We start from the raw sequence: 17783 nt of genomic DNA, 5'->3' as shown, positions 1-17783 counted from the left end.
TTAAACCTTTAGCGACTCACTAAACCTTCAATACGTTCAACGGCTGCTTCCCATTCTTCTTGAGGATCTGCGCCTTCTTGAACATTTCTAAGAGCTGTCAACACTTCATTGTTTACGGTTACATATTTCGGTCCTTTGTACACTTCAGGGATTTCTTTTGCCGCTTCTGCAAAGTAAGCAGCTGTGTTCTGTCCGCCGAAATACTCATCAGAGTTGTTCACGAATTCTTCCATTTCGTACACTTCTGGAGCAGATGGGAACAAACCACTTTCTACGAAGGACTCTAATTGATTTTCAGGAGAAAGCATCCATTTAGCGAATTTGTACGCTTCTTCACTATGTTTCGTTTCAGAAGGAATCGCTACATAAGAACCTCCCCAGTTTCCGGCAAAGTCTGTTGGAAGTGTCGTCACTCTCCACTTACCTGCGCCTTCTGGTGCGTTTTCTGTCATGTAACCTTTCAACCAAGCAGGAGCCATCTCAACAGCAAACCCACCTTGGTTCAAGGCATTCGCCCATTCCGGTGTCCACATTTCGAATGATCCTACAACACCTTGTTCGTGGAGGTCTACAGCGTAATCATAAGCTTCTTTTACCCCGTTATCTGCTTCACCGATCAATAGTTCACCATCACGGTTGAAGTAGCTGACTTCAAGAGCATCCATGTTTGCACGGAACGCCATTTCCATACTGTCTACCATTGGTTTTCCTGTTTTATCTAAAACGGTTGTCGCTGCTTCTTTAAATTGTTCAGGAGTTGAAATCATTTCACTGACTTTATCAGGATCTGTCGGTAGTCCCGCTTCTTCGAATACTTCTGTGTGGAAGTACATCGCTTTCGGTCCTATGTCTGTCGGTAAACCGAACAAGAAATCTCCTTCTCCATTTTCAGCCATCTTCCATTTCCAATCTAAGTATTGATCTTGTATTTCTTCGGCACCTAAGTCATACAAGTTTACAAAACGATCTTGCGCTTCACGGTAACGGTCCAGCTGATCGACCTCGATCATCGTCAAGTCCGGAGCGCCTGTGCCCGCTGAAATGGACGTGAACAAACTATCGTGGTGGTCGCCCAATTCAGAGTTTTTAATATTAATGGTTACGTCTGGATTTTCTTTTTCATATTCCTCTGCTAACGCCTCATAGTTCGTCGCACCAAAAACCCAGAAATCCAAAGTGACTTTGCCTTCGCCTGAAGCCGATTCTTCATCGCCACTGCTACACGCATAAAGAAACATCGATAAGACCAACAACATAACGACAGATAAATTCTTTTTCACTTTCACCATTCCTTTCGTATTCCTGCCTAATTTCTCTTCCCCCCACATCAACGAAACCGGTTTCGTTGATGTTTAAAAAAAATCAATCGATTTATTAGGTTAGCTTGATTATATCGACAAATGTATCCGTTTTCAATGGTTTTTTTAAATTTTTTCACAATTAATCGTGTTTTTTAGTAAACCGGTTTCCTTAAATTTCTTATGAAGGATTTATTTCGTTTATTACATGGAGCAGTTCCTTAGACGGATTTCTTGTCATAAACAGCATGAAAGCGGCTAGAAGGGGAATAGGGTTACTGTAAGCCAAAAACATTGAGGAGGAACGAAACATGTTATGGCTCTTACTATTGATTCCGATTGTATTGATTGGCCTATCCATCTACTTCGCCCGAAAAAGAAAAGCTCAGCCTCATGTCAATATGGCAAATGAAAACAAAGAAGCCTTTGAAGAAATGTATTACGACCAAGGAGCTGCCCAGAAATCAGCAGACCCTAAACATACGAAACCTTTTTAAAATCACAAAAAACGGAAGCCCTTCAGCTTCCGTTTTTTTAATGCTCATGAGAAGAATGTTGACCGTCACCGAGCAAAAAGCTTTCCAAGTCCTCAATATGGGCCGTGCGGAAAACAATCTCCTCCGTATCTAAAACGATAAATTGCGGTAACTCCTCGATATTCAATAGTTTCTTGTAATCATAGGGTTCATCTGGCACTCTTTTTAGGATGTTGAAGGAATAGAGCCTGTTCTCCCATACTTCAGGATCACTGAACCTCTGGTTGATTTCGTTTTGGAACGCTTCTCCAGAATCCTTTTCACTCTTAAAAGCGAGAACACTATAACGCCCTTCCACTTCTGAGGTTATCTCATCCATCAGCTTCTCTTTTTCAGAACTGCATCCTGCAAGAAGGACAAACATCCCAAACATAAAAATGAGAAACTTCCTCAACTTCTCTCCCCCTTATGACCTGAACGCTGTCGATCATCCTAAAATGATGAGACTCCTGATCTTCCGTAAGACCCTTTATTCTTGTGAAAATTCCGGGGAATAATGGACGGTTCCTGAAACCTTTTCTAACGCCCCTCTTTTCAACTCCAAGGCCATGAAAGCTTCATCAGGAACTTCGAAAGGGGCTGTTATTCCGTACTGGGAGGCTGGTTGAAAACCGAATTTGGAATAATATCCTGGATGTCCAAGGACAATGACAGATTCATAACCCAACTCCCTCGCTTTTTCCAAAGAGTGCTCCGTTAACGACTTGCCTATCCCTTGATTTTGATAAGAAGGAAGAACAGAAACTGGGGCGAGTGCCAAGGATTTCACAGACTCTTCTTCACCTATGCTTATCTTCGTTAACATGATGTGACCTAAGATTTCATACTTTTCCTCTGCCACAAGAGAAAGTTCAGGGATATAGGCATCAGAATCTCTCAACCGGCCAACGAGTTGATGTTCGGTTTGGTCACTCATTTCCGCGTTCTCAAATGCTTTTAAAATGACCAGTTCAATGGTTGGGAAGTCTTCTTTCTGTTCTGCTCTGATTTGCATGCTTTCACTCCTTCATTTCTTCACTCCATTGTTGATTCAATAGATGGTTGATCCCTACCGTCCGTTCGACATCCAGCACAAAGGCAATCCCTCTGCCCGGCTCATCGAGTCTTGCTCCTCGTTCAATCGCACGCAGGACTCCATCACACTTTTCTTTCACGATCAATGTCAGCACCACTTCTTTTTCGGGTTCAATTAATATATTAAAAAGTTTCGCTTTTTCATGTATACCTGTACCTCGTCCTGTGATGATGGTACCGCCCTCTGCCCCTGCCTCTTTAGAGGCGTCTACGACTTTTTCCGCATCCCCTTTATTGACGATTGTCACAATCAGATCATAGGATAATTTCTGCTTCTGCTTTTCCATCTGCATCACATCCTCACTTGCGTTTTGTTCTGGTTCAAGTCCCAGTCCGATCATATGATTGATGCCGCTGATATTTTTCGTATCGAGGACAAATCCTATGCCGTGCCTCGGTCGGTTCAATTTTGCTGCTTGGATGATAGCTTCCATGACCGATTCATAAATGGAATTGGAAACGAGGGTTAAGATAACTTCCCGCTCCCTTTCTACTGGTATGCCGAGAAAACGCTTCTTTTCATCCATTCTGAAACCTTTACCAAAAAAGGTCGTTCCCCCCTGGGCACCTGCAAGAGTCGATGCATGGACGACTTTTTTTGCTTTCTCTTTTTTAACGATCGTTACTATGAGCTTTTGTCCGGAGTTGTTCTTTGTCATACTGCTCCTGCTCCTTTCTCCTGTAGATCACGCCTAGGGTTAGGACGGAAATAATCGGGGCCAAAGCAACGAGAGCCACCATTCCAAAGCCGTCCAAAAGCGGATCACGTCCTTCTGTGACAGAGGCAATGCCTACGAATAGACTCAGTATAAAAGTAGCGGTCATCGGGCCTGTGGCTACTCCACCAGAGTCAAATGCGACCGAAGTGAATGTTTTATTTGAGAACCGAACGATAATCAAGGCGAACAGATAACCAGGGACAACAAAATACCATATCGGTATACCGATCAAAATGCGTACCATGGAAAGAGCGATCGAAAGACCGACGCCAAACGAAAGTGTATAGAGCAATAATTTCTGTGGGATATAGCCACCGGAGACTTTCTCAACCTGGTGTGTAAGCACACTGACCGCGGGCTCTGCATAAATGGCGACAAAGCCCAGGACAAAACCGATGGGTACAAGCAGCCAAGTGTTTTCAATGGTTCCCAGTTTCTCACCCATCATGCTGCCAACAGGTAAGAAGCCGATATGGACCCCCTGCAAAAATAGAGCGAGACCTGCATAAGTCAAAATGAAGCCAACCAGGATGTCCTGTAACTTTTCCCATGGCAGCTTAAGAAAAACAAGTTGAAAGAGAAGGAATAAGAAGAATAATGGAATGAGCGCTGTCGCAACATCAAACAGGACGTGCCAGAAGCCTTCGAAAATTTTGATGTTCACCCATAAATCACCCCTAAAAGGAGAACAGATAAAATCGGACCTATCGAAGCTAAGGCGACAAGACCAAACCCATCACCGGATGAGGATTTCCCACGCATGACAGCGGCCACACCGACACCGAGTGAAAGGATAAACGGCACCGTCAACGGGCCTGTGGTCACTCCGCCGGCATCAAAGGATATCGGGACGAAAACACTCGGTGTAAAGGCCGCCAGGAGAAAGACAATAGCATAACCCCCTGCAAGCAAGTAAACAATGTTGATACTGAAGATAATCCGGAACATGGCGAGGGCGACAAACACCCCTACCCCGATCGCAACGGAAAGGATAAGAATGTCCATAGGGATCTGTCCACCAGAGACCTGATCCACCTGAGAGGAAAGCACACGGACATCAGGTTCCGCTATGGTCACTACAAGACCTAAAAGAAATCCGAAAAAAACGATCAGCCAGATTCTCTTCGTTTTAGACAACGCAGAGCCGATCATTTCTCCAATCGGTAACAACCCGATATTGACTCCGAGCAAAAACAACACCAAGCCGGCCCCGACCATCCCTACGCCGATGAGAAATTGGAAGAACATGTCCAACGGAAGCCAGACTAAAGTGAATTGAAGGATGGTAATGACAATCGTGATGGGGAGTATGGAGAGGACGACTTCAAGAAACGTCTCTTTAATATTGTCCATCTAAAGCCTCCTAGGAAAGAGTTGAGGAGCTTGTATAAAGATGTTCCGTTTCTAAAAAGTTTTTCTGTATTCATTATATCATCAAAAGCCTGTAATCATGATCAAGATCATAGACTTACCTTTTTCTCACGACCCTCCGTTCAGCATAAGGGATACATGACCTGCAAACGAACACCGTTTCTCCTTCATCATCATCATACGACTTAGGGTCCACAGGCTTCTTCTTACAGATCACACAAGACTTTCGTGTAAACAAGGACTTCAAATGTTTGAGCAAAGTCATCCTCCTTCGCGGCGTTCATCCAAACTACATGGCAGGTGCACATAATCACGTCCCACTACGTTGAAAAAGATAGACAGCCCCACCGATGAAGATGATAAAGCACACAAATAGCAATGTTCCAATGACGAGATCGTTCCGCTCCACCGGTTTTCCTTTTTCAAGAAAAGAATCCGCTCCTGCTTCCCCTTCACTCACGTAGGTATAGGGAGCTTCCCGTTCCGCTCTTCTAAATACGCCCTCTCGTTCCTCAACGGCAATTACTTGTGTGGCAGGATGGTCGACGATTTTATAATAGGCCGTCCCTTTTTCAAAAACATTCGAAAAATTCCCTTCATACTGGTGCATATCCGAATAAGCGGTCACTTCTCCAATCTTCTCTTCCACTTGCACTTCTACCGTCTCTTCTTCAACAACATAAATGAAACCGTCATAGACGACAAAAGGGTAGGCCCATGAAGTGGCTGTAACCGTTGTAGATAAATAGAAAAACGGGAAAAGTAAACAACAGAGAGTAATCAACATTTGCCGCATCGTCTCCCTCCTTTCGAAAATAGACGTCTGAACATGGAATAAGTTTCAAACAGATTATTTTGAGACACGAAATATAGCTGATATGATAAGTGATGTCATACGAAGGAAAGGGTTATATTGCCCACTTATTATAAAGTGAAATAGAAAAGAGGTTATCCTATGTCTGTACAAGGTTTAGCAAATACAAAATTCTCGGTCCTCGACCTTGCCCCTGTAATTGAGGGAGGAACACCGGCGGATTCTTTCCGAAATACGGTGGATCTTGCTCAACATGTTGAAAAGTGGGGATTCACAAGGTACTGGATGGCTGAACACCATAACATGCCTTTTATCGCGAGTTCCGCAACATCCGTCGCCATCAGTCATGTGCTGCACAATACGAACTCCATCCGTGTCGGTTCAGGCGGAGTGATGCTTCCGAATCACGCTCCACTCATTGTCGCAGAACAATTCGGCACCCTTGAAACTCTGTTTCCCGGACGTGTGGATTTAGGCCTTGGACGTGCCCCAGGAACAGACGGAATGACAGCTCGGGCTTTACGGAGAAACTTAGACTCTGATCCCAATGAGTTTCCCGCGATGTTAGATGAATTACGGGGCTATTTTGCCGGAGATCATCATATTCGCGCGATTCCAGGAGAAGGCCTGGACATTCCGGTTTGGCTGCTCGGCTCTAGTGGATTCAGCGCACAACTTGCAGGCCAACTCGGACTGCCGTTTTCTTTTGCCAGCCACTTTTCACCGAACAACACGCGCGGCGCCTTGAACTTGTATCGTTCTAGTTTCCAGCCTTCTGAAGTACTTGATGAACCTTACGTCATGGTAGGCGTCAATGTCATTGCCGCAGATACGGATGAAGAAGCAGAAAGATTGGCTACGTCCCTGCAGCAACAATTCTTGAATCTTGTAAGAAATACGAATCATCTGCTCCAGCCACCGGTTGATAACATGGATGAAGTGTGGACAGCACAAGAAAAGGCTGCACTAAGACAACAACTTGGCGCATCGATTATAGGAAGTAAAGAGACAGTGAGAGAACAATTAAAGAAATTCCAGGCAGAAACCGAAGCTGACGAAATGATGGTCATTTCACAAATCTACGACCACAGCGCGCGTTTGCGCTCCTATGAAATTATTTCTGAGATAATAAATGAATGATTGAGAAAGCATTCATTATAGAAAAGAAGTCCCTCTGCGAGCCAGAGGGACTTCCCTTTTATATGACATATGTATAAAAAAGATAGATAAAGACGCCTGTAGCGGTAAGAAAATGAAGAATCGAATAGGCTCCTTTACGCTTTTGGATTTCAACCATTCCTGTAACAAACATCAAAAAACCTAACATCAATAACATGACCGGCAAAACCCGAAAATCCTCTGTCCATAAACCATAGCCGCTCAAACTTAATACAAGCAATCCAAAAATAAATCGTATGATTGTTAACTTACGCAGACGTGACCGAGTATCATCCCACCTCCCCTTTTCACTTCAACCTCCCATAAACCCTACAAGAAACAGAGCGAGCACGGCACTCAACAATATTGAAACAGCCCAATCCCACCTTCTCGTAGTCTTGAACAAAATATTGAAGACAGAACTAATCGTTAAACAAACGAAAAATGTAAAGAGCACCATAGAAATGCTGTACATCATATCCCCCCTATTTTATAAGCGATTGAAAATAATATTCCGCGTCATTCAACGCATGACTCAATTCAATGGAAATTGTAAACAATATGTAAATCGGAACACACAAAGCTGCGATGATGACCGGTAAAGATTCCTTAACCACATGACTGCGCTTATTGAATAGGTAAAGGGTGAGAGTTGAGACGATGATAAAAAACACGCCCGTAATCCAGAGAGTAGACAAATGACTGTTTGCATTTTCTACACCTGTCCGGAATGATTGAAGACGATCTTCATTTTCTTCTGTTTCTATCACGGTCTGTATATTGTCTTTTCCTTCAATCAACCATGTGTATGTATTTTCCGCTTTGGTAACTTGATAATAATAACCGACTGCCCCTTCCTCGCTTGTAACAAACGGACTGGAAGCTTGAACCGTTACACTTAAAAAAAGAAGCACGAAAAAGAATATGAGGATGTCCCTATTCATTCAGCACCTCTGTTAACAAGCGAATGCCTTCCAAAACTTTTGTATGATCCCATTCGTTTTTATTTTTCCTCGCATGAAGTAAAACGGGTCGAACCGATTCCACCGAGCGTCCGAATTCATACATCCAGTCGTAACGGGGCACCATCCATAAATGGAAGTGGTGGGTCGTGTCTTCGTTATAGAAATAATACACATTCTCAATCCCTAAAACTTTCCTTTGCGCTTTTCTTATCTTCGTTATGAACGTGATATAATCCCGTTGTTCTTGTTCCGTCAACTCATCAAGGCCTTTGATATGCCGTTTAGATGCTACGATGACTAACCCTCTGATTGGATAAGCCACATCCTGGTGTGCGTGGAAATGCTCTGTTTCCGCAATGACTCCCCCTTCAGGTTCGACTTCTCCACTGGTTAAGGCACAACTGAGACAGTCCACTTCCACCGTGTCACCATTCGATAATATTATCGTACGCATGTCATTCCCCCTTTTCACTTTTCCGTTTATATTATATAAGCTCCCTATTCTTGAAGACTCCGTTTCGAGGCTTTTGTTGAGTGGATGGGGGCTGCGGGGATAGCTCACTTTCCGCGGGAGCGCAAGGAGCACATACCGCTCATCCTTAAAGGAAGTCTTGACTAGTTGAAATCATAAAAGAGAATTCCTGGCCATGGATACGGGGTCAGGGAAACGACGATTTGCGGTGTTTTGAATCCGTTTGTAAAAAAACACACACGTTCGTTTCTCCATTCGCTTTTCATGCGGACGTTTCCCAGACCCTGTTCCTACGCCTTATTCGTGCAGGATCTATGGTTAAAAAGACTCTATAACGGCGTGAGTGGGCTAGGCTTCCTTACAGAACTCGGCAGGTTACTATTAGAGGGATTTCAAGAACCTCATAGGGTAAAGGGGCGGAGGGAAACGGTGAGACTCCTGTGGGAAGTGCGTGGTAGATGAGACCCCGCAGAGCGTTAGCTCGAGGAGGCTCATCACTCGCCCACGGAAAGCGAACCTTTTCCCGGAGCCCCTAAACTCTCACAAAAGTCTCGAAATCAAGTCTTCAACAATCCTGCCATATCCAATATTAATTGAAATCGGAAATAAGACCGATCAACCTTCCGAGCCCTTTCAATAACCAGACGACCATTCGGATGGGGAAAATGATCAGCTCAGGTAACCAAAGCAATAGTTCAAACAAAAAATCAAAAATACTGGATTTATCAGCATTTTGTCTGCGTCGTTTCAATACTTCTCTCTTGCTTTTCAACCATTGTCTCAAACGGGTCACCTCCCCATTATCCCTACGATTCTTATTAATGGAAGGTTTCATGAAAGAAAAAATTTCCTCGTTTTACCTCTCTTCATTATATACAAACTATGCCCATAAGAGGAGGTAGATGTTGATGGGAAAACGAACGTCACAAATGAACGCAGCGAAAACGAACAATAAAACACCGAAAGAAAGCCTGCCGATTGAAGAAGAAGTCGGCCACCGCACCAATAAGAATCGTCCCAAGCAAGGACCTGGAGCGAATGAATAAAACAGTAAAATCCTGAGGAGTATTCCTCAGGATTTTATTTGATCTATTATGAATACCATTTATGCCACATATGGTCATTCGCACCGCGGACGAAACAGTCAATCCGGTTTCTTCCCCATGATACAGCAGCTGGCGAAGAGCGCACGCCCCCTCTTGGGGCACCAAGGTTCTCCCAGTTTCTCCATTGTCTACCGTCCCACCATTTATGCCATAGCTGATTATTGTCCCCACGCACAAAACAATCCAGACGATTTTGTGCCCAGGAGGAAACACCAGGAGCACCATCAAATCCACCTCTTGGTGACCCCAAATCTTCCCACTCACTCCAGCGTGTTCCGTTCCACCACTTGTGCCACATGACATCATTTCTTCCCCGGACAAAACAATCAATTCGATTCGGCCCCCAGGATACAGCTGTCGGAGAACTCCGGACGCCTCCTCTTGGCGCACCGAGGTTTTCCCATTGTCTCCACCTGGAACCATCCCACCATTTATGCCACAGGTTGTTATCGTCTCCCTGAACGAAACAGTCAAGGCGATTCCTCTCCCAGGAGGATACAGCTGGTGATCCATCAAATCCAGGAGGTGGCGAACCGAGATCTTCCCATTCTCTCCATCTTGAACCGTCCCACCATTTGTGCCACATCCGTTCATTCGTACCTCTTACAAAACAATCAATTCGATTCGGCCCCCAGGATACAGCCCCGGGCGAGCTTCTTACTCCTCCACGAGGGGCACCTAAGTCTTCCCACTCCTGCCATCTTGAGCCATTCCACCATTTATGCCACAGACGGTTATCACTGCCTCTGACAAAGCAATCCAACCGATTTGCCTGCCATGATGAAACAGTCGGCGACCCTCTAAAACCTCTTAGAGGTGATCCGAGGTCTTCCCACCTCTTCCAACTGTCCCTCTGAGGATTGAATGACCTATTTACCTGATAAGGATAAGCTTGGTAAGCCGGCTGCCCATAATAGCCCTGTTGATAAGGAGTGTATGGATACAGGGCATTACCTTCCATAGGGTAACCCCTATATCCATAAGAATCCGGCGGCCCCCCATAACCATAATAATAAGGTCCGTATGGATACATGATGCTGTCATCCCCCCTTCATGCTGTCCTATCAATTTTATGCTGAAAAAAGAAAAACATGAAAAGGTTTAGACGCTCATTCCATCGTGGCGATCCTTGCATAGATCTCGCTCAAATTCGTAAACCCTTCTTTCTTTAATTCTTTTATGCAAAACATCCATAATTCAGCGGTCGCCAAACTATCATAAAGCGCATGGTGACGTCTCTTTATATCAATCCCATAATGCTCGCAACATTCATCTAGCGTCGTCAGCCCTTGCTGTTTATGAAGAATCTTCGTCAAAAAGGCTGTATCGACGATTCTATGCTGGAACCTTTTTCTCAAGGCGATCCATGTGGCATGATTCATGAATTGCTTTTCATGATTGGCATGGTGAGCGACAAGCAAGTCCGCCTTCACATAATTATAAAAGCTCTTCAAAGCATCGCGAAGGGGAGGTGCGTCTTCGATCATTTCCCTTGTAATTCCAGTCAAGGATGCAATCTCTTGAGATGGCGTAGCATCTGTACCGACCAAAGTATAAAAGGTGTGGCTATCGACAATTTGTTCTCCTTTCACTTTCACAGCCCCTATGGATAAAATCTGGTCGCCGTTGTATGGGTAAAAGCCGGTCGTTTCCAAATCGAAAACCGTAATACTCAAATCATCAAAAGGAAGGTCAAGAGTATTCTCGTTCTTCATCTCTCTCTCCAGGTTCCTTAAGTACGCCATATTGGATGGATCATTTTGATTCAATGAAGAAAGCCCACCACCGATTTTCCCGGACAGATCTTTAACAAATTGTACAAAAGGGTTCATGTTCGACCCTCTTTAATGATGTTTTTCGCCATTTGATATAGTTTTTGAGCGCTTTTGACCTGCTTTTTCAATTGCTGTTTTTCTTCTTTTGATAACTGTTCCACTTTGATTACGTGGACCTGCTGATAATTTTCAGCTTCTTTTTTCAGCTTCAACCTTTGCTGAAGGAATTGTCGAAAACCATTTTCATATTCAGAAAGAGAGGGATATAGGGAACGCAGCGCTTCAAATCTTGATAACGTTGAAGAATTGGTGACATGTTGAAAAAGGGACAGGATCCTCAAAGCATTAATATATGGAAAATAGACTGTCTGTTTTAGATTGAAATGACCTTTTTTCTCTCCACTGTAATCCGGCAGCAGCTGCCCGAAAACTCCCACACCCTTTTTTACGTAATTGACATTATCCATCAACCTTGTCAAAAGCCCTGGTTCTTCATCAATCACCGCAAAAGAAGTCTCTTTGACTTTTAGCAACAGTTCTGACTCCCCTACCAACACTCTAGAATCAAAGAAAATAAGAAAATGCCGGAGGGACTGCCAGTCTGCTTCCCTCAACCATTCGGAGATCTGCAGGACGAATACGTCTACGGGTTGGCACCATAGAGGATTCGAAGCCATCACATTCCCCTCACACCGTTCATAACCGACGATGGCCATTCCTTCTCTGATTTCTTCTCCCAGCGATAAATAATAATCCTGATGTTTCTCGTCCCCATCAAACAGAATCCCATGATCTTGATCACTCCATAGCGACTGCTCATATCTTCCTGCACTCCCCATCAGAAAAAATGCAAAAGGAGCAGGAGGCTCCCCCTGCTCACGTTCAACTTTTTCTTTTGCCAGATGGAAAGTATGGTGGATCAATTGATCGTGAAAAGCATTCAACTGCAAATGATCATCACATACAGATTCAATCATCTCTTCTCGCCATACTCTGATTTCTTCATATGTTTTAAACATCCATTCCATCCTTTATGATTACGTCTTTACGCTCCTGATTTTGTCTTTTGTGGAGGCGTCAAATTTTCAGGGTATCCATAACCGCCGTGTTCACTTAAGTCAAGACCCATGATTTCTTCCTCTTCTGATACACGAAGACCACCCATTGCTTTATCCATAATTTTCAGAATGATGAATGAAACGATGAACGCATACAACCCACTACTTACAACTCCGAGCGTCTGCACCCATAGCTGCTCAAATCCACCACCGTAAAACAGGCCGGGACGACCCACAGAGGCAAGCTCTGGGGTTGCGAACAACCCATTGGACAACGTTCCCCATACACCCACGACACCGTGGACGGAGAGAGCAAAAATCGGATCATCAATTTTCCTTTTATCAAAGAAACGCATGCTGAAGAATACAATTCCACCACCGATCAGGCCAATCAAAACGGCTGCCCAAGGTTCAACGAAAGCGCAAGAAGCTGTAATCGCAACAAGACCGGCAAGGGCACCATTCAACGTTGTCGGTACATCTGCTTTTCCAGTCACTGCCCAAACCATCAGCATCGCACCGATGGCACCAGCACCTGCTGCCAATTGGGTGTTAAGGGCTACATAACCAAAGAACGCATCCGCTACCCCGAACGTACTTCCTGCATTAAATCCGAACCAGCCGACCCATAAGAGGAGGACACCTAATGCTGTAAACACCTGGTTATGGCCGGCAATTTCATTAGAAGAACCATCTTTGTTGTATTTTCCAATCCGAGGTTTCAAAATGATCGTTGCCGCTAAAGCCGCCATGGCACCCGTCAAGTGGACAACCGTTGAACCGGCAAAGTCCTGTTTTCCATGTTCACCTAACCAGCCGCCGCCCCAGATCCAGTGAGCAATAACAGGATAAACGAGTACAGAGAATAAAATAGCGAAAATAACGTAGGCGACCAGTTTTGCCCTCTCAGCAAAACCACCAAAAGCAATCGTCATCGCAATGGCTGCAAACGCCAACTGAAAAAGGAAATCTGTGGAACCAGCTAAGCCTTCCCCCATCGTTGTTGCATCCCCGAAAAAGAAATTAGAAAAGCCAATAAATCCATTTCCTTCACCATAAATCAGTCCGTATCCTAATGCCCAGAATACCACAGAAACAATGCCTACAGTAAAAACCGTCTTTCCTGCAATATGGCCGGCGTTTTTCATACGTGTCGACCCTGCTTCAAGCAGTATAAAGCCCCCTTGCATCAATAGAACCAGGATTGTACAGACGATGATCCAAAGATTGTTCATCAAAAAAGTAGCATCCATTCTCTTAACTCCCCTTATGTTAGATTTTATAACATCTTATGTTATTAAGAATTGTATCAAAGTCACAATATTTACACAACTATAAATGTCAGGTTTCTTAACATAAGGTATGATCAAAGATTCTTAAGTTGCTAAAAACCCCTTCACCTTAGTCTTTTTAAAGACAAAAAAAGATCCCAAAAGTTTGGGATCAGGGATCAATCTACACCGTTGACTCCATGCAGAAGGTTGTATTTCGTATGTTTTTGAAGCAATTCCGAGACAGTTACGAATTGATAGCCTTCTTCTTTCAGTTTAGGGAGAATCTGCTTTAATGCTTCAACCGTCTGTGAACGATCGCCTCCAAAATCGTGAAAAAGGACAATATCCCCATTCCTCGTATTGTTCAATACGGTTTTTACAATATTATGGACGCCGGGGCTTTTCCAGTCTCTCGTATCTTGATGCCAGGACCACATGACCACCATATACCCTTCTTCATTAGCCGTATTGACAATAATGTCGTTATAGACGCCTCCAGGTGGACGAAACAGCCTCGGCGGGGCACCTGTCAAACTTTCAAGAACTTCTGATGTGTTGTCCATTTCATGGATCAGCTCTTCTTTTGTTATTCCTGTAAAGTCCGGGTGATGAAAACTGTGGTTGGCAAGCTCGTGACCACTTTTCACCATCGACTTGATGATCGACGGATTCTCCTGAGCCCTTGATCCAACTACAAAAAAGGTAGCTTTCGCGTTATGCTCCTGTAAAATGTCCAAAATTTCCGGCGTGTACTCTGAACTTGGACCATCATCAAAAGTGATGGCTATATACTTTGATGAAATGGGTACATCCCAAATCGCCGTCCCTTGTTCTTCATAATAATTCCGAGGGTGGTTCTTAGCGTAAACGCTTACAATATTCATATGGAAAATACATAGACCAATCAAAAGATATAGGGTGAATGTTTTCAAATGAAACACCCCTTTCCTTTTTTCATTAGTTTGCGGGTAAAAAGCTCTCTTATCCCAGCTAAAAAACGGAAAGTGCCTCCACACAATACAAAAACCAGTCCCCTGTAGGAACTGGTTTTAGATTTCATTATTTTTCCGGTTTCAATATCGTCCGTTGCAATGGAACTCCACCAATGGGTACATTCCTTTCAAAGAAGACGTACGGTTTTTCGTCCACGATAAAAGTGTGATTACCTTCATAACGAACAGTGTGTCCTCTTTCACTCAATTCTTTTTCAATTGCCTGGACATATTCCTGATGATCGATATACCTCTCATCAAAATCAATTTGTATATGGCCTTTCCGGTAACCCATCAACCAATTAAACAGAACGAACAATCCAATACCGGCAGCTCCAATAAATATATATACCCATAACATATCATCACCCCTGTCACCTACAAGTACGAGCAGGCTTCAAGGTAAGTTTCAGAAAAATAAAAAAGACCAGTTCCACTGATCTTTTTTCGTGAGGGAATGTTGTTCACCCCCAAGCGCTCATGCCACCTTTAACGTTGGTGATTTTATCAAACCCTTGCTTTTTCAATACTTTCGCTGCGTTCATACTTCTCATCCCGCTTTGACATATTAAAACGATCTCTTTATTGCGGTCCAATTCGCCAGATCGCTTCGCAATATCAGAGAGAGGTACATTTTTAAATGGCTTTTTATGATTCGCTCGATATTCACCAGGCGTACGGACATCAATCCATTGCACATTTTTCTCTTTCAGACGCTTCTGTGTTTCCTGGACGGTTATATTTTGAACACCTTTTACTGGTAAAAGCTTTTTAATTATGAACCAACCGAGTAACAATCCGATTCCCCATGGGAGGATAGCTTCCATTTGTTTCACCCCTTATTTTTCAATCATACATGGCATCGCCCGACATTCCTGGTGTTTAGCCGGGATGGTATAACCAATTACTTCATACCCTTTTCTCTTCAGCAGTCTCGCTGCCAAATTCTTTTCAACTTCATCTGAACAAACCAAAACAATCGGACGCTGTGGTATATCTTGATGATGTCTTTCTAAATAAGCCAGTGGCAGACAAACAGCATGTTCCATTTTATCATGAGATGATGTTTGATAATCCCTCGTATCAACGGGAACGACCATGCCATCATTTTTTGCAGTTATTTCGGACATGTTCATTTTTTTCACGTGAGAGACCGGGAGATATCGGTGAAGAAGAAAAAGCCCCGCTCCTACGACTAACGTTACAATCATTACAAATGACATGATGTTCCTCCTTTATGTCTTGAACTAAAAACATTTTATACCCTATGAGGTATTTATGTCAACAATTAAACTTCTGGTTTCCAATGAACATTTAAGCAGAATTTGAGTCTTTTTTCCAGAATAAGGGCTTATCCGTAAGTGTCCAGCTGTTGGATCCGAATGTGGCACCACATCCCAATTTTCCTCACACGTTTATGCAGCTAGGAGCATTTTATTAATTCCAAAACAAAAAAGCCTAAAGCGTCGGCTTTAGGCTAATTGAACCTTCTTTAATTGACCATTCGATTCTGGTCTTTCCAAAACTTCTTCCGAATGACGACTTTCTGAATCTTTCCAGACGCTGTCTTCGGTAATTCTTCGATAAAAGTAACGCTTTTTGGTGCTTTGAAGTGAGCCAGTTTCTCACGGCAAAACAGGATCACTTCTTCTTCTGAGAGAGTTTCTCCTTCTTTCACTACCACTACCGCATGGGGTACCTCTCCCCACTTTTCATCTGGAACAGCAACGACAGCCGCTTCAAGTATGGATGGGTGTTCATATAAGGTCGCTTCCACTTCAATGGAAGATATGTTTTCTCCTCCGCTGATGATTACATCTTTCTTGCGGTCGACAATTTCAATATTCCCTCCGTCATCAACCACTGCCATATCTCCCGTATAAAGCCATCCATCTCTTATAGCTTCATGGGTCGCTTCGACATTTTTATAATACCCTTCCATCACATTGTTTGATTTTGTTACGATTTCCCCAATAGATGTTCCATCGCTCGGAACTTCTTCTCCCAACTCATCCACGACCTTCACCTGGCTGCCGATCATGCTGTAACCAGCTTTCGCTTTCAAGCGATAACGCTCTTCCGCTGGTCGATCCACATCCATCGACCGAAGTTCCGATGTAGTAATCAGTGGTGAGATTTCTGTCATGCCGTACACCTGGACGAATTTCCATTTCAAGTCTTCTTCCACTTTACGGACAAATGCCGGCGGAGGGGCTGAACCTGCAATCACGACTCTTACCTCATGGTCAATGGATGGCTGCTTCTCTTCGTACGCCCCAATGACCATGTTTAACACGGTCGGCGCCATATGTAGCACGGACACTTTGTGTTTTTCTACTTTTTCTACGATTAATTGTGGATCTGTTTTGCGAAGCATCACTTGTGTAGCACCGTTCGCCGTATAATAAAAAGGAGATCCCCATCCGTTCACATGAAACATTGGCAGGACATGGAGGAGAGTATCCTGATCCGAAACCCTTAAGTGATGCATGGATGATAAAGCATGGAGGTAATTGGACCGATGACTTAACAATACCCCTTTAGGATTTCCCGTCGTTCCGCTCGTATAAAGTAAAGAAGCAATATCTGTCTCCTCTATCGCCACCCGTTCAAAACGATCGGGTGAAAACTGGGACAGCCATGACTCATACCCTTCCTTGGATGGATCTCCATGGACAATCACTTTCTCTATAGAAGGAAGGTCCTGCACAACCTCTTGCACTAACGGCAGGAGAGTATGATCGACGAGAAGCACTTTACTTTCACTGTGCTCTAAAATGAAACGGTAGTCCGCCGGCTTCAACCTAGTATTCAACGGGGTCATTACAGCCCCCAACTGAAAGACACCGTAGAATCCTTCAAGCATTTCCGTCGAATTCGGAGCAAGATAAGCCACCTTGTCCCCTTTCTTCACACCTAAAGATTCAAGCCCTCTTGATAACTGGTTAACCCGAGCGTTCAACTCGCGGTAAGTCAGTGTCCAATCCTCATCAATGATCGCCGGTTTCTCTCCATACAACTGTACCGCCCTGTCCAGAAACTCTGTCAAAATCAATGGAACATGCATCGGATACCCTCTCCCTTTATAAAAATTATTAAGCGCTTACATATTATTCTAATTGCAAACCTGTACTATATCAATAGAAGCCTGGATATTGTGTACACAAACAG

23 protein-coding genes are annotated in these 17783 nt (G+C 43.8%); 3 read left to right on the top strand and 20 right to left on the bottom strand.

What is annotated here, in order from left to right:
* Window positions 1-8: 8 nt before the first annotated feature.
* A complete protein-coding gene (locus BLS23_RS07105; protein WP_089651845.1) occupies window positions 9-1289 on the bottom strand; it encodes an ABC transporter substrate-binding protein in 1281 nt (426 codons plus the stop codon).
* 320 nt (window positions 1290-1609) lie between these two features.
* On the opposite strand from BLS23_RS07105, the gene BLS23_RS07100 reads away from it, so the two are divergent.
* Window positions 1610-1795, top strand: coding sequence for a hypothetical protein (locus tag BLS23_RS07100; RefSeq protein WP_089651844.1), 186 nt, complete (start codon window positions 1610-1612; stop codon window positions 1793-1795).
* Between the two features lie 37 nt (window positions 1796-1832).
* On the opposite strand, the gene BLS23_RS07095 is transcribed toward BLS23_RS07100, so the two are convergent.
* The 6 genes from BLS23_RS07095 to BLS23_RS07070 form a co-directional block, all read right to left on the bottom strand.
* A complete protein-coding gene (locus BLS23_RS07095; RefSeq protein ID WP_089651843.1) occupies window positions 1833-2228 on the bottom strand; it encodes a hypothetical protein in 396 nt (131 codons plus the stop codon).
* Between the two features lie 75 nt (window positions 2229-2303).
* A complete protein-coding gene (locus tag BLS23_RS07090) occupies window positions 2304-2828 on the bottom strand; it encodes a GNAT family N-acetyltransferase (protein WP_089651842.1) in 525 nt (174 codons plus the stop codon).
* Between the two features lie 4 nt (window positions 2829-2832).
* On the bottom strand, window positions 2833-3567 hold the full coding sequence (locus tag BLS23_RS07085) for a P-II family nitrogen regulator (RefSeq protein WP_089651841.1): 735 nt from the start codon (window positions 3565-3567) through the stop codon (window positions 2833-2835).
* Window positions 3521-4291, bottom strand: coding sequence for a DUF1538 domain-containing protein (locus tag BLS23_RS07080; RefSeq protein ID WP_089651840.1), 771 nt, complete (start codon window positions 4289-4291; stop codon window positions 3521-3523). The genes BLS23_RS07085 and BLS23_RS07080 overlap by 47 nt, the downstream gene beginning before the upstream one ends.
* Window positions 4288-4980 (bottom strand): DUF1538 domain-containing protein, encoded by a 693-nt coding sequence (locus BLS23_RS07075; RefSeq protein ID WP_089651839.1) that lies wholly within the window; start codon window positions 4978-4980, stop codon window positions 4288-4290. The genes BLS23_RS07080 and BLS23_RS07075 overlap by 4 nt, the downstream gene beginning before the upstream one ends.
* A 328-nt stretch (window positions 4981-5308) precedes the next feature.
* Entirely contained in the window at window positions 5309-5794 is a 486-nt protein-coding gene (locus BLS23_RS07070) for a hypothetical protein (protein WP_089651838.1), read from the bottom strand.
* A 159-nt stretch (window positions 5795-5953) separates the two neighbouring features.
* On the opposite strand from BLS23_RS07070, the gene BLS23_RS07065 reads away from it, so the two are divergent.
* A complete protein-coding gene (locus tag BLS23_RS07065; protein WP_089651837.1) occupies window positions 5954-6952 on the top strand; it encodes an LLM class flavin-dependent oxidoreductase in 999 nt (332 codons plus the stop codon).
* A gap of 58 nt (window positions 6953-7010) precedes the next feature.
* Here BLS23_RS07065 and BLS23_RS07060 read toward each other — a convergent pair whose 3' ends face one another.
* The 4 genes from BLS23_RS07060 to BLS23_RS07045 all read right to left on the bottom strand — a co-directional run bounded on the left by BLS23_RS07060 (window position 7011) and on the right by BLS23_RS07045 (window position 9191).
* The gene (locus BLS23_RS07060; protein ID WP_244157115.1) at window positions 7011-7148 is read right to left on the bottom strand and encodes a DUF3953 domain-containing protein; all 138 of its coding nucleotides are present in this window, start codon (window positions 7146-7148) and stop codon (window positions 7011-7013) included.
* A gap of 307 nt (window positions 7149-7455) precedes the next feature.
* Entirely contained in the window at window positions 7456-7914 is a 459-nt protein-coding gene (locus BLS23_RS07055; protein ID WP_089651835.1) for a hypothetical protein, read from the bottom strand.
* Window positions 7907-8389 (bottom strand): HIT family protein, encoded by a 483-nt coding sequence (locus BLS23_RS07050; protein WP_089651834.1) that lies wholly within the window; start codon window positions 8387-8389, stop codon window positions 7907-7909. The genes BLS23_RS07055 and BLS23_RS07050 overlap by 8 nt, the downstream gene beginning before the upstream one ends.
* A gap of 607 nt (window positions 8390-8996) precedes the next feature.
* Window positions 8997-9191, bottom strand: a complete 195-nt coding sequence (locus BLS23_RS07045) for a hypothetical protein (protein ID WP_089651833.1) — start codon at window positions 9189-9191, stop codon at window positions 8997-8999.
* A gap of 124 nt (window positions 9192-9315) precedes the next feature.
* Here BLS23_RS07045 and BLS23_RS21720 point away from each other — a divergent pair, with 124 nt between their 5' ends.
* On the top strand, window positions 9316-9453 hold the full coding sequence (locus tag BLS23_RS21720) for a hypothetical protein (protein WP_167356029.1): 138 nt from the start codon (window positions 9316-9318) through the stop codon (window positions 9451-9453).
* Between the two features lie 46 nt (window positions 9454-9499).
* Here the strand turns inward: BLS23_RS21720 and BLS23_RS07040 are convergent, their stop codons facing one another.
* The 9 genes from BLS23_RS07040 to BLS23_RS07000 all read right to left on the bottom strand — a co-directional run bounded on the left by BLS23_RS07040 (window position 9500) and on the right by BLS23_RS07000 (window position 17679).
* The gene (locus tag BLS23_RS07040) at window positions 9500-10546 is read right to left on the bottom strand and encodes a PLL family lectin (protein ID WP_089651832.1); all 1047 of its coding nucleotides are present in this window, start codon (window positions 10544-10546) and stop codon (window positions 9500-9502) included.
* A 76-nt stretch (window positions 10547-10622) separates the two neighbouring features.
* On the bottom strand, window positions 10623-11345 hold the full coding sequence (locus tag BLS23_RS07035; protein ID WP_089651831.1) for an exonuclease domain-containing protein: 723 nt from the start codon (window positions 11343-11345) through the stop codon (window positions 10623-10625).
* Window positions 11342-12307, bottom strand: a complete 966-nt coding sequence (locus tag BLS23_RS07030; protein WP_089651830.1) for a DUF294 nucleotidyltransferase-like domain-containing protein — start codon at window positions 12305-12307, stop codon at window positions 11342-11344. The genes BLS23_RS07035 and BLS23_RS07030 overlap by 4 nt, the downstream gene beginning before the upstream one ends.
* Before the next feature lie 26 nt (window positions 12308-12333).
* A complete protein-coding gene (locus tag BLS23_RS07025) occupies window positions 12334-13599 on the bottom strand; it encodes an ammonium transporter (protein ID WP_089651829.1) in 1266 nt (421 codons plus the stop codon).
* Between the two features lie 197 nt (window positions 13600-13796).
* Window positions 13797-14552, bottom strand: a complete 756-nt coding sequence (locus BLS23_RS07020) for a polysaccharide deacetylase family protein (RefSeq protein WP_244157111.1) — start codon at window positions 14550-14552, stop codon at window positions 13797-13799.
* 127 nt (window positions 14553-14679) lie between these two features.
* A complete protein-coding gene (locus tag BLS23_RS07015; protein ID WP_089651828.1) occupies window positions 14680-14973 on the bottom strand; it encodes a hypothetical protein in 294 nt (97 codons plus the stop codon).
* Between the two features lie 103 nt (window positions 14974-15076).
* Complete coding sequence (locus tag BLS23_RS07010) at window positions 15077-15439, bottom strand: rhodanese-like domain-containing protein (RefSeq protein WP_089651827.1); 363 nt, start codon at window positions 15437-15439, stop codon at window positions 15077-15079.
* A gap of 12 nt (window positions 15440-15451) precedes the next feature.
* Window positions 15452-15835, bottom strand: a complete 384-nt coding sequence (locus BLS23_RS07005; RefSeq protein WP_089651826.1) for a rhodanese-like domain-containing protein — start codon at window positions 15833-15835, stop codon at window positions 15452-15454.
* Window positions 15836-16104: 269 nt separating this feature from the next.
* Entirely contained in the window at window positions 16105-17679 is a 1575-nt protein-coding gene (locus tag BLS23_RS07000; RefSeq protein WP_089651825.1) for a long-chain-fatty-acid--CoA ligase, read from the bottom strand.
* Between the last annotated feature and the right edge of the window lie 104 nt (window positions 17680-17783).

The sequence above is a fragment of the Halobacillus aidingensis genome, from assembly GCF_900104185.1.
In the GTDB taxonomy this organism is placed as follows: domain Bacteria; phylum Bacillota; class Bacilli; order Bacillales; family Halobacillaceae; genus Halobacillus; species Halobacillus aidingensis.
Note: the sequence above shows the minus strand (reverse complement) of the source record. Positions and strands in the feature narration are given on the sequence as shown.

Excerpts from the sequence above, each read along its gene's own strand:
- BLS23_RS07105 (WP_089651845.1), bottom strand. The coding sequence starts at position 1,289 with ATGGTGAAAGTGAAAAAGAATTTATCTGTCGTTATGTTGTTGGTCTTA.
- BLS23_RS07100 (WP_089651844.1), top strand. The coding sequence starts at position 1,610 with ATGTTATGGCTCTTACTATTGATTCCGATTGTATTGATTGGCCTATCC.
- BLS23_RS07090 (WP_089651842.1), bottom strand. The coding sequence starts at position 2,828 with ATGCAAATCAGAGCAGAACAGAAAGAAGACTTCCCAACCATTGAACTG.
- BLS23_RS07085 (WP_089651841.1), bottom strand. The coding sequence starts at position 3,567 with ATGACAAAGAACAACTCCGGACAAAAGCTCATAGTAACGATCGTTAAA.
- BLS23_RS07075 (WP_089651839.1), bottom strand. The coding sequence starts at position 4,980 with ATGGACAATATTAAAGAGACGTTTCTTGAAGTCGTCCTCTCCATACTC.
- BLS23_RS07070 (WP_089651838.1), bottom strand. The coding sequence starts at position 5,794 with ATGCGGCAAATGTTGATTACTCTCTGTTGTTTACTTTTCCCGTTTTTC.
- BLS23_RS07065 (WP_089651837.1), top strand. The coding sequence starts at position 5,954 with ATGTCTGTACAAGGTTTAGCAAATACAAAATTCTCGGTCCTCGACCTT.
- BLS23_RS07060 (WP_244157115.1), bottom strand. The coding sequence starts at position 7,148 with ATGTTATTGATGTTAGGTTTTTTGATGTTTGTTACAGGAATGGTTGAA.
- BLS23_RS07055 (WP_089651835.1), bottom strand. The coding sequence starts at position 7,914 with ATGAATAGGGACATCCTCATATTCTTTTTCGTGCTTCTTTTTTTAAGT.
- BLS23_RS07050 (WP_089651834.1), bottom strand. The coding sequence starts at position 8,389 with ATGCGTACGATAATATTATCGAATGGTGACACGGTGGAAGTGGACTGT.
- BLS23_RS21720 (WP_167356029.1), top strand. The coding sequence starts at position 9,316 with ATGGGAAAACGAACGTCACAAATGAACGCAGCGAAAACGAACAATAAA.
- BLS23_RS07040 (WP_089651832.1), bottom strand. The coding sequence starts at position 10,546 with ATGTATCCATACGGACCTTATTATTATGGTTATGGGGGGCCGCCGGAT.
- BLS23_RS07035 (WP_089651831.1), bottom strand. The coding sequence starts at position 11,345 with ATGAACCCTTTTGTACAATTTGTTAAAGATCTGTCCGGGAAAATCGGT.
- BLS23_RS07030 (WP_089651830.1), bottom strand. The coding sequence starts at position 12,307 with ATGTTTAAAACATATGAAGAAATCAGAGTATGGCGAGAAGAGATGATT.
- BLS23_RS07025 (WP_089651829.1), bottom strand. The coding sequence starts at position 13,599 with ATGGATGCTACTTTTTTGATGAACAATCTTTGGATCATCGTCTGTACA.
- BLS23_RS07015 (WP_089651828.1), bottom strand. The coding sequence starts at position 14,973 with ATGTTATGGGTATATATATTTATTGGAGCTGCCGGTATTGGATTGTTC.
- BLS23_RS07010 (WP_089651827.1), bottom strand. The coding sequence starts at position 15,439 with ATGGAAGCTATCCTCCCATGGGGAATCGGATTGTTACTCGGTTGGTTC.
- BLS23_RS07005 (WP_089651826.1), bottom strand. The coding sequence starts at position 15,835 with ATGTCATTTGTAATGATTGTAACGTTAGTCGTAGGAGCGGGGCTTTTT.
- BLS23_RS07000 (WP_089651825.1), bottom strand. The coding sequence starts at position 17,679 with ATGCATGTTCCATTGATTTTGACAGAGTTTCTGGACAGGGCGGTACAG.